General features: G+C 65.8%; 13 protein-coding genes. 8 read left to right on the top strand and 5 right to left on the bottom strand.

Features of this window, described 5'->3' with window-relative positions; all coding sequences use genetic code 11:
• Nucleotide 1: 1 nt before the first annotated feature.
• The 4 genes from B5X73_RS11670 (at nt 2) to lpdA (ending at nt 7,063) form a co-directional block, all read left to right on the top strand.
• Nucleotides 2-2,323 (top strand): carboxy terminal-processing peptidase, encoded by a 2,322-nt coding sequence (locus B5X73_RS11670; RefSeq protein ID WP_036116125.1) that lies wholly within the window; start codon nt 2-4, stop codon nt 2,321-2,323.
• Between the two features lie 104 nt (nt 2,324-2,427).
• Nucleotides 2,428-3,318 carry a mechanosensitive ion channel family protein gene (locus B5X73_RS11665; protein WP_079521826.1) on the top strand — a complete coding sequence of 297 codons (891 nt, stop codon included), beginning with the start codon at nt 2,428-2,430 and terminating at the stop codon, nt 3,316-3,318.
• A 157-nt stretch (nt 3,319-3,475) separates the two neighbouring features.
• Nucleotides 3,476-5,215: a dihydrolipoyllysine-residue acetyltransferase gene (gene aceF, locus B5X73_RS11660; protein WP_079521825.1), complete on the top strand. Its 1,740-nt coding sequence runs from the start codon at nt 3,476-3,478 to the stop codon at nt 5,213-5,215.
• A 15-nt stretch (nt 5,216-5,230) separates the two neighbouring features.
• Complete coding sequence (lpdA, locus tag B5X73_RS11655) at nt 5,231-7,063, top strand: dihydrolipoyl dehydrogenase (protein ID WP_079521824.1); 1,833 nt, start codon at nt 5,231-5,233, stop codon at nt 7,061-7,063.
• Between the two features lie 83 nt (nt 7,064-7,146).
• Here lpdA and B5X73_RS11650 read toward each other — a convergent pair whose 3' ends face one another.
• Entirely contained in the window at nt 7,147-7,611 is a 465-nt protein-coding gene (locus B5X73_RS11650; RefSeq protein WP_079521823.1) for an REP-associated tyrosine transposase, read from the bottom strand.
• Nucleotides 7,612-7,817: 206 nt separating this feature from the next.
• Here B5X73_RS11650 and B5X73_RS11645 point away from each other — a divergent pair, with 206 nt between their 5' ends.
• Nucleotides 7,818-9,146, top strand: a complete 1,329-nt coding sequence (locus B5X73_RS11645; RefSeq protein WP_079521822.1) for an APC family permease — start codon at nt 7,818-7,820, stop codon at nt 9,144-9,146.
• A gap of 35 nt (nt 9,147-9,181) precedes the next feature.
• A complete protein-coding gene (locus B5X73_RS11640) occupies nt 9,182-11,323 on the top strand; it encodes a beta-agarase (protein WP_079521821.1) in 2,142 nt (713 codons plus the stop codon).
• On the opposite strand, the gene B5X73_RS11635 is transcribed toward B5X73_RS11640, so the two are convergent.
• The 4 genes from B5X73_RS11635 to B5X73_RS11620 all read right to left on the bottom strand — a co-directional run bounded on the left by B5X73_RS11635 (nt 11,306) and on the right by B5X73_RS11620 (nt 13,617).
• Complete coding sequence (locus B5X73_RS11635; RefSeq protein ID WP_036116119.1) at nt 11,306-11,488, bottom strand: DUF2061 domain-containing protein; 183 nt, start codon at nt 11,486-11,488, stop codon at nt 11,306-11,308. The genes B5X73_RS11640 and B5X73_RS11635 overlap by 18 nt on opposite strands.
• An 89-nt stretch (nt 11,489-11,577) precedes the next feature.
• Nucleotides 11,578-11,991, bottom strand: coding sequence for a hypothetical protein (locus B5X73_RS11630; RefSeq protein WP_079521820.1), 414 nt, complete (start codon nt 11,989-11,991; stop codon nt 11,578-11,580).
• Nucleotides 11,992-12,004: 13 nt separating this feature from the next.
• Entirely contained in the window at nt 12,005-12,472 is a 468-nt protein-coding gene (locus tag B5X73_RS11625; protein ID WP_036116115.1) for an Mpo1 family 2-hydroxy fatty acid dioxygenase, read from the bottom strand.
• Between the two features lie 248 nt (nt 12,473-12,720).
• Nucleotides 12,721-13,617, bottom strand: a complete 897-nt coding sequence (locus tag B5X73_RS11620) for a phosphoribosylaminoimidazolesuccinocarboxamide synthase (RefSeq protein WP_079521819.1) — start codon at nt 13,615-13,617, stop codon at nt 12,721-12,723.
• Nucleotides 13,618-13,780: 163 nt separating this feature from the next.
• Here B5X73_RS11620 and B5X73_RS11615 point away from each other — a divergent pair, with 163 nt between their 5' ends.
• Both B5X73_RS11615 and djlA read left to right on the top strand, forming a co-directional pair.
• Nucleotides 13,781-14,092, top strand: coding sequence for a c-type cytochrome (locus B5X73_RS11615; protein ID WP_043692123.1), 312 nt, complete (start codon nt 13,781-13,783; stop codon nt 14,090-14,092).
• Nucleotides 14,089-14,898: a co-chaperone DjlA gene (gene djlA, locus B5X73_RS11610; RefSeq protein ID WP_036116111.1), complete on the top strand. Its 810-nt coding sequence runs from the start codon at nt 14,089-14,091 to the stop codon at nt 14,896-14,898. Before B5X73_RS11615 ends, djlA begins: the two co-directional genes overlap by 4 nt.
• The last annotated feature ends 12 nt before the right edge of the window (nt 14,899-14,910 follow it).

Here is a 14,910-nt window from a genome sequence, read left to right as displayed (position 1 = left end):
CATGACCCTTCGTCCCGCGTTCGCTCTCCTGCTTGCCCTCTCGGCAGCAGGCGTCCAGGCCCAGACCGCCAAGCCGCAGCCGGACACAGCGCCCGCGACCAAGCCGGCCGCACCGCAGCCGAAGGACGCGTCGGAAGCTGCGACCTCGCCCGAGCCGCAGCGTAAGGAATCCACCCTGCCGCTGAAGGCCACGCCGGCCGAAGCGCAGGCCTCGCAGCTGTCGGCGCGCTTCCTCACGCGCTTCCACTATCAGGCCCAGCCGCTCGACGACGCTATGTCGGCCAAGATCTACAAGGCCTACATCGAGTCGCTCGACAGCGAAAAAGTCTTCTTCACGCAGGAAGATCTGGCCAAGTTCGAGCCGATGAAGACCCAGCTCGACGACGCCATCTGGAACCAGGACCTGACCGCGCCGTTCTCGGTGTTCAACCTGTACATCACGCGCGCGGTCGATCGCATGAACTACGCGCGCAGCCTGCTGGCCAAGGGCTTCGACTTCAGCGGCAACGAAAGCTTCAACTTCGACCGCAAGAAGGCCGCCGCCCCGAAGAACCAGGCCGAGCTCGACGACGTGTGGCGCAAGCGCACCATGAACGACTGGCTGCGCCTGAAGCTCGCCGGCAAGACCGACGACGAGATCCGCAAGACGCTCGACAAGCGCTACGCCACGTACATCTCGCGCGTGCGCCAGCTGGATAACGAGGACGCGACGCAGGCCTTCATGACCGCGTACGCCAACTCGACCGACCCGCACACCGATTACCTCGGCCCCCGCGCCGCGGACCAGTTCGACATCGCCATGCGTCTGTCGCTGGAAGGCATCGGTGCGGTGCTGCAGGCACGCGACGACTACACCACCATCCGCGAGCTCGTGCCCGGCGGCCCGGCGATCAAGTCCGGCAAGATGAAGGCGGGCGACCGCATCGTCGCCATCGGTCAGGGCGAAACCGGTCCCATGGTCGACGTGGTCGGCTGGCGCCAGGACGACGTGGTCAAGCTGATCCGCGGCAAGAAGGACACCACCGTCCGTATCGAGATTCTTCCCGCCGATGCGGGCGTCGACGGCAAGCACAACGTCGTGACGCTCGTCCGCAAGAAGGTCACGATGGAAGAGCAGGCCGCCAAGTCCAAGGTCATCGACGTGAAGGACGGCGATGTCACGCGCAAGATCGGCGTGATCGACCTGCCCACGTTCTATCAGGACTTCGGCGCCCGCCGTAACGGCGACGCCAACTTCAAGAGCGCCACGCGCGACGTGTCCAAGCTGCTCACCGAGCTGAAGGCGCAGAAGGTGGACGGCATCATCATGGACCTGCGCAATAACGGCGGCGGTTCGCTGTCGGAAGCCACCGAGCTCACCGGTCTGTTCATCGACACCGGCCCGGTCGTGCAGGTGCGTGACGCGCGCGGCCAGATCGACGCGCAGGGCGACGACGTCCCGGGCATGTCGTGGGACGGCCCGATGGCGGTCATGGTCAACCGCGGTTCGGCGTCGGCCTCGGAAATTTTCGCGGCGGCCATCCAGGACTACGGCCGCGGCATCATCATCGGTGAGCCGACCTTCGGTAAGGGCACCGTGCAGAACCTGGTCGACCTCGACCGTTTCGGCAAGGCGCAGACCGGTGAAGACGCCAAGTACGGCGAGCTGAAGATGACGATCGCGGAATTCATCCGCATCAACGGCGACAGCACGCAGCTGCATGGCGTGACGCCGGACGTCCAGTTCCCGCAGAACGGCGATGCGAAGGAATTCGGTGAGTCGACCTACGACAACGCGCTGCCGTGGCGTCATATCGACCCGGCTGACTACAAGCCGGTCGCCGACCTCAAGCCGATCATCGGTCCACTCAACCAGAAGCACGACGCACGCGTCGCCACCTCGCCCGCGTGGAAGCTGATGCTGGACGAACTCGCCCAGTACAAGAAGCTGCGTGACAAGACCGACATCTCGCTCAACTTCGCCGCCCGTCAGGCCGAGCGCAAGCAGTACGACGCGCTGCAGACCGACTTCCGCAATCGTCGCAAGGCGATCTTCGGTGGCGATGGCAGCGCGGCGGATCCGAACGACGACGACACCACCGGCGACGATGGCCTCAACGCCAACGAGCGCAGCCTGAAGTCGGAGATCAAGCAGGAAGCCGACGCGAAGAAGGCCAAGGACACGCCGCTGGACGAAGCCGCGCACATCGTCAGCGACGAAGTTGCGCTGATCAAGGCGGACCCGAAGGTCGCCGCCGAGGTGCTTCCGTACGGCGGCAGGAAGATCGACACCCCGCAGACGGCGCAGGTGCCGACCAAACCGGCGGCTACCAGCACGCCGTAACGAAGAAGGCGCCGAAAGGCGCCTTTTTTGTGCCTCGAAACCACCTTTTCACTTCGTCGCTGCTAGCCTCGTCGCGCACTTTTCCACCGTCCAAAGGCAGCCCCATGAACGACTTCCTCGACCGTATCGGCGTCGATGCCGCCATGCGCACGCTCATCCTCTCGTACTCGGTACGCATCGGCCTCGCGATTCTGCTGCTGGTCATCGGCTTCTGGCTCGCGGCACGCCTCGCCAACATCGGCCGTCGTGCACTCGAGCGCGCGCATGTCGATGTCACGCTGGCGCTGTTCCTGCGCAACGTCGTCTACGGCGTCCTGCTGGCACTGCTCTTCATCCAGGTGCTCGGCACGGTCGGTATTCCCACCGCTTCCTTTATCGCGGCCATCGGCGCCGCCGGACTCGCCGTCGGCCTCGCGCTCACCAGTTCGCTGTCCAATCTCGCCTGGGGCGTGCTGCTGATTCTGTTCCGGCCGTTCCGCGTGGGTGATTACGTCACCGTCGGCGGCATCGATGGCACGGTGCAGAGCGTCAACCTGATGCACACCTATCTGATCACGCCGGACAACCGGGAAGCCGTGGTGCCGAACGCGAAGGTCGGCGGCGACGCGATCATCAACTACAACGTGCGTGGCACGCGTCGCTTCGAGTTCAAGGTCGGCATCGGCTACAGCGACGACATCGGTAAGGCGATGAAGGTGATCACCGATCTGTTCGATGCGGATCCGCGCATCCTCAAGGATCCGGCGCCGGGCGTCTGGACCGATGCGCTCGGCGACTCCAGCGTCAACCTCGTGATCCGCGCCTGGACGGCGGTGGCCGACATGCAGGGGGCGCAGACGAATCTGCTGCGTCGGATCAAGGAGCGCTTCGACGAGGAGGGGATCACCATTCCTTACCCGCAGAGCGAGATCCGGATGATCGGCAATCCGGCGCCGGCGGCGGAAGGGCAGGGCAAGGTCGACGGCCCGGCTGCGAATCCGCTCAGTCCGTCGTAACTCCCAGTAAAAGCAGAAATTCATCCCAACGACCGTTTGAATCGTGGGAAAAGCTGCGTGAGGGATTACAATCGACCGGTTGCGCCGCAGCATAGGCGCCTGTCTTCCCCCGCCGGTGGGTTCGCCGCCCTCCGACGCCTGTTTTCTAGGAGGTTCCATGGCCGACGTCAAAGAAGCCCGCGTCCCCGATATTGGTGGTAGCGCGGTCCCCGTCATCGAAATCATGGTCAAGGTCGGCGATCGCGTCGAAAAGGACCAGAGCCTCGTGACGCTCGAATCCGACAAGGCCACGATGGAAGTGCCGGCGCCGTTCGCCGGCGTCATCAAGGAACTGAAGGTCAAGGTCGGCGACGAAGTCGACGAAGGTCACGTGATCGCCCTGGTCGAAGCCGAGGGCGATGCCCCGGCCGAAGCGCCCAAGGCTGACGCTCCCAAGGCCGATGCACCGAAGGCTGCCGCTCCGAAGGCCGACGAGGCCAAGGCCGCCGCGCCGGCTCCGGCACCGGCCGCCGCCAAGGCACCGGCCGCCTCGAAGTCGTCGGGCCCGGTCAACGTCACCGTCCCCGACATCGGCGGCAAGCCGGTGCCGATCATCGAGCTCATGGTCAAGGTCGGCGATACCGTCGAGAAAGATCAGAGCCTGATGACGCTCGAGTCCGACAAGGCCACGATGGACATCCCGGCCCCGGCCGCGGGCGTCATCAGGGAACTGAAGGTCAAGGTCGGCGACGAAGTGAACGACGGCGACCTGATCGCCGTGCTCGAAGGCGCCGGCGGCGAGTCCGCTGAAGCCGCCTCGGCCGACGCACAGCCCGCCGCTTCGACCGACAAGCCCGGTATCTCGGAAGCCCCGGCCGAAGCACCGAAGCGTGCCGCCGCCTCCGACGCCTCGACCTCGGAAGCCTCGAAGTCCGAACCCGCCGGTGGCACGCCGCGTACGCCGCCGGTGTCGTTCGACGCCAGCGTGATCATGCCGGGCAATGCCCCCTACGCCAGCCCCGCCGTGCGCGCTTTCGCACGCGAGCTCGGTGTCGACGTCGCCCAGGTCAAGGGCAGCGGTCGCGGTGGCCGCATCCAGCGCGAAGACATCTCCGGCTACGTGAAGCAGGTGATGGCCTCGGGTGCGTCCCCGTCGAAGGGCGGCGCGGTCGCCGGTGGCAATGGCCTCAGCCTGCTGCCGTGGCCGAAGGTCGACTTCTCGAAATTCGGCGACATCGAAGAAAAGCCGCTCGGCCGCATTCCGAAGATCTCCGCTGCGAACCTCGCCCGCAACTGGGCGATGATTCCGCACGTCACGCAGTTCGAAGATGCGGACATCACGGAGCTCGAAGCCTTCCGCAAGAAGCTCGGCGAAGAGAACAAGGACCTCAAGGTCACCCCGCTGGTCTTCCAGATCAAGGCGGTGGTCGCGGCGCTGAAGAAATTCCCCACGTTCAACGCGTCGCTCGATGCGGCAGGTGAAGTGCTGACGCTCAAGAAGTACTACAACGTCGGTATCGCCGTGGACACGCCGGATGGCCTCGTCGTCCCGGTCATCCGCGACGCCGACAAGAAGGGTCTGCTCGAGCTCGCCGCGGAACTGGGTGAGATCTCGAAGAAGGCACGCGACAAGAAGCTTACCGCCGCCGACATGTCGGGCGGCTGCTTCTCGATTTCCTCGCTCGGCGGCATCGGCGGTACGGCGTTCACGCCGATCGTCAACGCGCCGGAAGTGGCAATTCTGGGCGTTTCCAAGGCGGCGATGAAGCCGGTGTGGAACGGCAAGGAATTCGCGCCGCGCCTGATCCTGCCGCTGTCTCTGTCGTACGACCACCGCGTCATCGACGGCGCCCTGGCCGCACGCTTCGCCGTGTATCTCGCCCAGCAGCTCGGCGACATCCGTCGCCTGTTGCTCTGACCGGAGACGACACGCATGGCTAACACGATCGAACTGAAAGTCCCCGATCTCGGCGGCTCGCACGATGTGCCGGTGATCGAGATCCTGGTGAAGGTCGGCGACACGGTCGCCAAGGACCAGAGCCTGGTCACGCTCGAATCCGATAAGGCCACGATGGACGTGCCCGCCTCTCAGGCGGGCAAGATCGTCGAGATCAAGGTCAAGATCGGTGACGAACTCAACGACGGCAGCGTGATCGCCCTCATCGAAGCGGAAGGCGCCGATGCGCCGGCCGCGAAAAAGGCCGTCGGCCAGTCGACGGTGAAGGACGCGCCCGCCGCTCCCACCCCGTCGCCCGCGCCGGCACCGCCGAAGCCGGCGACACCGGTCGCCGCGCCCGCCGCCGCGTCGTCGTCCGCTTCGTCCGTCAAGGCCGCGGCCGAGTCCGGTCGCAAGGCCGACATCGAATGCCAGCTGGTCGTCCTCGGCTCCGGTCCGGGCGGCTATACGGCCGCGTTCCGCGGCGCCGACGTCGGCCTCGACGTGGTGCTGGTCGAGCGTTACGAGTCGCTCGGTGGCGTCTGCCTCAACGTCGGCTGCATCCCGTCGAAGGCGCTGCTGCACGCGGCCGCGGTCATCGACGAAGCCGCCGCCATCGAAGCGCACGGTATCGCCTTCGGCAAGCCGACCATCGACCTGGACAAGCTGCGCTCGTTCAAGGAGAAGGTCGTCGGCAAGCTCACCGGCGGCCTGGCCCAGATGGCCAAGGCGCGCAAGGTGCGTACCGTCACCGGTGTCGGCACGTTCATCTCGCCCAACGAGATGGAAGTCGTCACGGCGGAAGGCACGAAGCTGATTCGCTTCGAGAACGCCATCATCGCCGCGGGCTCGCAGTCGGTGAAGCTGCCTTCGTTCCCGTGGGACGACGAGCGCGTCATCGACTCGACCGGTGCGCTCGAACTGCGCGACGTGCCGAAGAAAATGCTGGTCGTCGGCGGTGGCATCATCGGCCTGGAAATGGCCACGGTGTACGCGGGTCTCGGCTCGGAAGTCACCGTCGTCGAGCTCGCCGACCAGCTGATGCCGGGCGCCGATCTCGACCTGGTCAAGCCGCTGCAAGGCCGTATCGCCAAGCGTTACAAGGGCATCCATCTCAAGACCAAGGTCGTCGCGGCCAAGGCTACGAAGCAGGGTATCGAGATCACCTTCGAGGGTGACAGCATCCCCGAGACCACCGTGTACGACCGCGTTCTCGTCTCGGTGGGCCGCTCGCCCAATGGCAACAAGATCGGCGCGGACAAGGCCGGTGTGGAAGTCAGCGATCGCGGCTTCATCCCCGTCGACCGCCAGATGCGCACCAACGTGAAGCACATCTTCGCCATCGGCGACCTCGTCGGCCAGCCTATGCTGGCGCACAAGGCCACGCACGAAGCCAAGGTGGCGGCGGAAGCCGCCGCCGGTCAGAAGAGCTTCTTCGACGCTCGCGTGATCCCGTCGGTGGCCTACACCGATCCGGAAATCGCCTGGGTCGGCGTGACCGAGCGCGAAGCGAAGGAAAAGGGCCTCAAGGTCGGCGTGGGCAAGTTCCCGTGGGCGGCTTCGGGCCGTGCCATCGGTATCGACCGCACCGAGGGTTTCACCAAGCTGATCTTCGACGAAGAGACGCATCGCATCGTCGGTGCCGGCATCGTCGGCCCGCACGCGGGCGACCTCATCTCCGAACTCGCCCTGGCGATCGAGATGGGTGCCGAAGCCGGTGACATCGGCCGCACCGTTCACCCGCACCCCACGCTCGGCGAGTCCGTCGGCATGGCCGCCGAGGTGTACGAGGGCACGATCACCGACTTGTATATCCCGAAGAAGAAATAAGCCCCGCAAAAGGCGCGCTCCTGATGTAGGAGCGCGCCCCGCGCGCGACATGTAAGAGCGCGCCCCGCGCGCGACCCCAACCCTCAACTCCCCACCCAGATCGCATCCCAGTACGGATAGTCCCCAACGCGCCGCACCAGCCCCGCGCGAATCGGATTGGCCACGACATACCGCGCCATGGCTTTGAGATCGTCTTCCTTGCGAAGCGCACGATCATGAAAGGCCCGCTGCCAGACGGGCGACTCCCGCCCTGTCTTTCGAAGCGCCCTGATGACCCGCGACTTCATCTTCCCTATCGTTTTCGACAGATCGGCGTCCTCCCCGAGCTGGATGATTCCGTGCCAGTGGTCCGGCATCAGCACCCACGCGAGGCATTCCGCATTTAGCCAGGTCTTCGGGGAATGGATGGCGCGGGCTGCCATACGAGCCGTAACGTGATCGCGGAACAGCGGTGCGCGATTCCACACCACCGTTGTAACCAGATAGATCCGGCCGGCTTCTGAAAAACGACCGATGCGAAGAGCGGAGTGTCCGGAAGAAATCGTCATCCGCTAATCCTGGTTCACCGCGCGGCGACTCCGGTATCCACCCGACCCCCGTCACCTTGTAGGAGCGCGCCCCGCGCGCGACCTCCGCTCGCCGTACCGCCCTGACCTCCGCACGCGGAACCGTCCTGACATCTGCCGAACCCAGGTCGCGCGCAGGGCGCGCTCCTACAGTGGTCTCGGTGTGCCGGTTATGGCATCGTCACCCGATGCCAGCACCTCAGCCAGCTCACTATCTCCGCCGTCTCGGTATCTGGGATGCCGCGATGATCGTCATCGGCGGCGTTATCGGGGCGGGCATCTTCCGCACGCCGGCCACCGTCGCGCAGCTGACCAGCTCGGGCACGGAGGTGATTCTCCTCTGGACGCTGGGCGGCCTGCTGACCCTCGCAGGTGTCCTCTGTTACGCCGAGCTCGGCGCGCGTCGTCCGCAAGCGGGCGGTACCTACGTCTACCTGCGCGAAGCCTTCGGCCAGCTCCCAGCGTTCCTGTTCGGCTGGACGATGGCACTGATCAACTACCCAGGCAGCGTGGCCGCCGTGGCGACGACGTTCGCCGACTACGCGTGCCGCGCCACCGGTCTGCCGCACGAGTGGGTCAAGCCGCTCGCCGTCGGCGCCATCAGCTTCATCGTCGCGGTGAATCTGTTCGGTATCCGCGCCGGCGCATGGGTGCAGAACATCTTCACCGTGCTGAAGCTCGGCGCGGTGTCGTTGCTGATCGTCGTCGGTATCTTCCTCGCGCAGGGCCATCTCGGCGCGGCGTTCGCTACCGATCCGACACACGACGTGCCGGCAAGCACGGTGATCGGCGCGATTCTTCCGGCGCTGTTCGCGTACGGCGGCTTCCATTACCTGAACGACCTCGCCGGTGAAGTACGCGAACCGCAGCGCACGCTTCCACGCGCGCTGGGTCTCGGCATGCTCGCCGTCGTCGTCTGCTACGTGCTGGTCAACATCGCCTACATGGCGGGCCTTGGTCACGCCGGCCTCGCCGCAAGCACGGCGCCGGCGGCGGATCTCATGCGTCGCGTGTTCGGCGAATCCGGCGCGACGATCATCGCCGTCGGTATCGCCTGTTCGACGTTCGGTTACTGCAGCATCGCGATCGCCGGTGGTGCGCGCGTGCTGCAGGTGATGAGCGCCGACGGCATGTTCTTCAAGCCGATCGCGCGTATCGACGCGAAGACCGGCGCGCCGCAGTTCGCGCTCGTGGCACTGGGTGGCTGGGCGATCGTGCTGATTCTCTCGGGCAGCTTCAAGGCACTGCTGAACTACACGACCGTGGGCGAATGGTTGTCGCATGCGTTCGGCATCGCGACTATCTTCTGGTATCGCAAGAAGCTGCGCGACGAGCCATCGCCGTACCTCGTGCCGGGTTATCCGCTGCTGCCGCTGGTGTTCACCGTCACGGTGCTGTGCGTGATTGCCGCGACGGCGATCACGGAGCCGGGCGATGCGGGCATGAGTCTGGTGATCATCGCCATCGGCGTGCCGGTTTACTATCTGTGGCGGAAGCGGCTGGGCAAGGTGGGGTGAGTCCCCGTTCATGCCCGGCGTGGCAGATTCCGGGCATGCGTACCTACCTCTCCCTCGCACTACTCTCTCTCAGCGTCTCCGCCCACGCGGCGACCGTCGATCTCGTCCATCCGGCCGACGCCGCGCGCGTCACGACGCGTGACGCCACGCTCGACCCCACCGTGCGCAAGGCCGCCGACGGCGGTGAACTCGTCGCGGTCACCTTCAAACCCTCCGCGTCGCCGTCGCTGATCCTCGCGCCGAAGCAGGGCACCTGGGCCTGGCAGCCGGATGGCACGATGCGCCTGCGTGTGCAGAACGGCATGCCCTGGCCGGTGACGTTGATCGTCGACGTGGCTTCCGGCGACAAGCACCTGAAGACGGTGGTCGGCGTCCCTCCCGGTCCGCCGCAGACGCTGTCGGTGTCGCTGAAGGCGACGTCCCCGCGAGCGTTCGGGATGCAGGTCGGGCCGCCGATGCCGTTTGACGACGGCAAGGAGAAGCGTCTCGTCGCGACGGCGGTGGATGGTGCCGTCGATGCCAACGCGGTGACGTCGGTGACGTTGTCGATGCCGCAGCCGGGCGCGGCGCAGACCGTGTTGTTCGGAAAGCTGGATACCGTAGCGGGCGAGGGCGATCTGCGTGCGGCGTATACCGGGGTGGTGGATCGGTATGGGCAGTACACGCGGGGGACGTGGCCGGAGAAGATCGATAGCGACGAGGGCCTGAAGAACGCCGCCAATCGTCGACAGAGCTGGCTCCCGCCGGTGGCGGCAGGTGGCAAGGCTGCGGTAACCGGCCTGGACCAGTTTGGCGGGCGGACGGATCTGCCGGCGTTACAGGCGACCGGGTTCTTTCATGCGCAGAAGCAGGGCGAGCGCTGGTGGCTGGTGACGCCGGAAGGGCATGCATTTTTCTCGCTGGGCGTGAACGCGGTGAATCTCACCGATGCGCGTACCTATGTGCAGGGACGCGAGTTCATGTTTGCCGACACGTCCGGGGCGAGCGGCAGGTTCGGAGGCGTATCGGACAGTCGCAGCGATCAGGGCTCGCAGCGCGACAACGGCATGAATCACGGGCGTTGGTGGGACATCTATTCGCAGAACGTGTCGCGGACGCTCGGTAACGATTTCGCGGCGGCGTGGCGTAAGCGCAGCGTCGACCGGCTGAAGAGCTGGCGCTTCAACACGCTGGGCAACTGGAGCGATCCGGCGTTCGCCCGCGATCACCGTATCGCCTACACCGTGCCGGTGATCATCAAGGGCGACTTCAACACGGTGAGCACCGGTTACGACTACTGGGGTCGCATGCCCGATCCGTTCGATCCGCGTTTTGCCGCGGCGGCAACGACGGCGGTCGCCAATGCGAGCAAGGGTGTCAAAGACGACCCGTGGTTGCTCGGCTATTTCGCGGATAACGAACTCGCCTGGGCGGGGCAGGGGCCGCAGGGTCGCTGGGCGCTTGCTGTGGGCTCGCTCGTGCAGGGGCCGGAGAGCCCAGCCAAGCAGGCGTTTCTCGCCTACCTGAAAAAGACGCACGGCGATGCCGCGACGTTCGCGAAGGCCTGGGGCGTGGACGTGCATTCGTGGGACCAGGTGGCGGCCAGGGGCTTCAAGGCACCGGATCCCAGCGAAGCGCATCCTGCGGTCGCCGCCGATTACATCGCTTTCCTGAAGCTGTATGCCGACCAGTACTTCCGCACGGTGGCGCAGACGTTGAAGAAAGCCGATCCGCATCACCTCTTCCTCGGCGGACGTCTGGCCGTCCGGACGCCTGAGACCGAGCAGGCCAGTGCGGCCTATGCGGACGTCACCAGCATCAATACGTACACCGACGTGCCCGAGCACGGCTTCGACGTCGCCGCCTTCCGCAAGATGGACAAGCCAATGATGATCACGGAGTTCCACTTCGGATCGGCCGACCGGGGGCCGTTCGGGAACGGAGTCGCCGCCGTCGGCAGCGAGGAGGAGCGCGGCAAGGCCTACGCGCGTTTCGTCGACGCAGCGGTGGCGTCAGGCGTCGTGGTCGGCACCCACTGGTTCCAGTACGTCGACCAGCCGGTGACCGGTCGCATTCTCGATGGCGAAAATTCGCATATCGGGCTGGTCGGCATCACCGACATCCCGTTCGACGGCTTCACGCATGCCGTCACCGTCGCCAATGCGCGCGCAGGCGGTGGATCAGGCGGCGTGCGCTAGGGGTGGGCCGCGGCGCGACCCGCGGGTCACGTCGCGGCCGAGGGCGAACGCTATCGGCTCGGCGATACCGACCAGCGTGCTCAGTGCGACGTTCTGGTTGACCGCGTAACTCATGGAAAACGCGATGCTGAAATGCGTCGCTGCATATTTGATGGTGCGGGCCATGGCCACGTCCTCAATGGGAATAAATCTCATTATGGGGATCGCGGAACACAAGTCCAAGTGATCGTTAAGATGATTCCGATAGGTTTTCCCTATCGATGAATCGCCATCGCCACGACGATCGTCACCACCATCAGGATCGCGACCGTCATGCAGGCGCTGGTCGGTTTGACCCGTCGGGCATCGACCCGGGGCACCAGCCGCCAGATGAGAAACGCGCCCAGCAGCATGTCCAGCACCAGCCAGCCGCGAACCCAGGCCAGTTCCAGCAGCGAGGCATCGATCGGCTGCCCGTGCCGGGTGATCAGGAGCACCGTGCCGCCCAGGCCCAACGCCACCAGCAGCCAGATCAGCATGGCCAGATACGTGCGGTTGAACACCACGGGGGTGCGCTCCAGCCAGCGCAGGACGGACCACCCGATGATGGCGGGGACCACCGCGCCCACGCTGGCGTACAACACCAGCCAGATGGCCGCGGAGAGCAGGGTCAGGATCGTCTGGGTCACGGGGTGGCCCGCATCAGTAGGGAGCGCCGAAGCGACTGAGCGCCTTGCTCATCAGCCACGCCGGGCCGATCAGGAGGTACTGCAGGTCGGTTAGGAAGGAGGGACGTCGCCCTTCGATCCGGTGCCCGATGAACTGGCCGATCCAGGCAACGACAAAGACGGTGATGGCCGACCAGAGCAGGCCGCTCGTGCCGATGTTCCGGTAGAGCGAGTCGGTGACCAGGGCGAGGATGATGAAAGCACCCGCCATGGCGATGCCGATCTTTCGCGAGAGGCGATAGAAGTAGAAGCAGAAGGCCAGGAACATCGCCAGCACCGCCCAGAGGCCCGGGCGACCGAGCCATCCGGGGACGGGAATGAGCCAGAACAGCGCGACCACCGTCCAGGTGATCGCCGGCACGCAGATCCAGTGGATCAGCTGGTTGGTCTCGTTCTGGTGGTCCCGGCTGTAGTTGCCGAACCAGGTGGCTGCATCGCGCATGAGTGGCCCTGTGAAGCGTTAAGCGTCAAGCGCGAGAGTTGACCGTTGGACAACGCGCGTCAATCGTGCGTTGCGGCAAGAGTGATCGTGCGTTGCGGCGAGAGCGGTCGTGCGTTGCGGCGAGAGTGATCGCCGGCGGGGCCGGCTCCTACAGGTCTGCCGTGGCCTGAAAGACACCGCAGAAATGCCGTGCCCTGAGAGACACCGCAGACGTGTAGGAGCCAGCCTCGCTGGCGACCCCACCCGCCTCAGTCCACCCGAATCCCAGCCAGCTTATCCAGCGCCTCGGCATATTTCGACGCCGTCCGCTCGATCACGTCGGCGGGCACTTTGGGCGCCGGTGGCGACTTGTTCCAGCCCAGTTCTTCCAGATAATCGCGGACGAACTGCTTGTCGTAGCTCGGCGGGCTGATGCCGACCTGATACTCGTCAGCCGGCCAGAAACGGGAGGAGTCCGGGGTCAGCATCTCGTCCATCACGTGCAGCACGCCGTGCTCGTCCGTGCCGAATTCCAGTTTGGTGTCGGCGATGATCACGCCACGCTCGGCGGCGTAGGCCGCGGCGAAGGTATAGATCTCCAGGGTGGCCTTGCGTACGGCGTTGGCCAGCTCCTCGCCGACCGCGTCGACGACCACGTCGAAGCTGACGTTCTCGTCGTGATCGCCTACCGCCGCCTTGGTCGACGGGGTGAAGATCGGCTCGGGCAGCTTCTGCGCCTGCTCGAGGCCTTCCGGCAGCCTGATCCCGCAGATGTCGCCGGTCTGCTGATACGACTTCCAGCCGGAGCCGATGATGTAACCACGGGCGATGGCCTCGACCGGCACCGGCTTCAGCCGCTTGGTGATCACCGCGCGTTTCGCATAGAGCGCGGGATCCACGCCGGCCGGCAGCACCGAGGCCACGTCCTCACCGGTGAGGTGGTTCGGCATGAGATGTTTCGTCTTCTCGAACCAGAAGTTGGAGATCTGGGTCAGCATTTCGCCCTTGCCCGGAATCGGATCGGGGAGCACCACGTCGAAGGCCGACAGCCGATCGGTCGCCACCATCAGCAGGCGGTTGCCGGGCAGGGCGTAGACGTCACGCACCTTGCCGCGATGGATGAGCTCCAGGCCCGGCAGGTCGGATTGCGAAAGGGTGGTCGGCACGGGGTGACTCCGATGAGGGGCGGTTCGAAGTCGGTCATTGTACCGGGGGTAGGGTGTGGCTCCCACCGGGGGTGAGGGATTTCGCGCGCGGTGCGCGCGCCTGCGCGCAGGCGGACGCGGTCCGCCTGCTAGAATTCGGGGTTACTGCCCCCATTGCCCTGCCATGCGATTTCTATTGACCGCGGCGCTTGCCCTGGCCCTCTCCGCCCCCGTCCTCGCCGCACCGCCTGTGAAGCCGGCGCGCCTGGGCCTGTGTGCGGCGTGCCACGGGGAAGACGGCATGGCGCGGATCCCCGGCGCGCCCAATCTGGCCGGGCAGAAGCTCGACTATCTGCGCGAAGCCTTGCGCCAGTACCGTGACGGTCGCCGCGACATCCCCGTGATGCGCGCGGCGACGGGCCCTCTCACCGACGCGGAAGTCGACCAGCTGGCTCAGTGGTTCGCCGCACAGACCCCCACCAGGGCCGCTCCATGAATTTCACCGGCACTCTTATCGGCGCAGTCCTTGGCATGTGGGCGACCCACAACCTGCTCGGCGCCCTCATCGGCGGCGCGCTCGGCTTCATGTTCGATGCCAGTCGCCAGCAGCAACGTCGCCGTACGCCCGCACAGGGTGGCTACATCGCACCGCTGTTCGCGCTGATCGGCGCCGTGGCCAAGGCCGACGGACGGATTTCCGAAGCGGAAATCGCCATCGCCGAACGGCTGATGGTGCGCATGAACCTCGATCAGGAGCAGCGTCGCCAGGCCATCGACGCGTTCAACGAGGGCAAGCAGCCCGAGTTCAACGCGACCGAAGTCATCGACGAGCTGCGTCAGTGGGTCGGTCATCGTCGCGACCACGCGTTCCCCGTGATCGACGTGGTCATCGAGACGGTGCTCGCCGAGGGTGGCAATCCGTCGACCGAAAAGATGGGCATCCTGCGCCAGCTGGCTTTCGCGCTGCGGGTAAGCGACATGGAGCTCATGGCGCTGATGGCGATGAAGGGCTATGCCTGGAACGCCACCGGCGGCGGCCGCTCGTACGGTGGCGGGCAGGGTGGCGGTGGATACGTGCCGCCGCAGCGGAATACCGCCGGTCCGGACCCCTACGCGGTCCTCGGCATCCAGCGCGGCGCCGACGATCGCGCGATCAAGCGGGCCTATCGCAAGCTGATTTCCGAGCATCACCCGGATCGCCTGGGCGACCTGCCGGACGACATGCGTCGCCGGGCGGAAGCGCGGGCCAGCGAGATCAATGCGGCCTACGAGCGGATCAAGGCGGAGAAGGGGTTTAAATGATGACGCGAAGCG

It is taken from the genome of Luteibacter sp. 22Crub2.1 (genome assembly GCF_900167995.1).
Classification (GTDB): domain Bacteria; phylum Pseudomonadota; class Gammaproteobacteria; order Xanthomonadales; family Rhodanobacteraceae; genus Luteibacter; species Luteibacter mycovicinus.
Note: the sequence above shows the minus strand (reverse complement) of the source record. Positions and strands in the feature narration are given on the sequence as shown.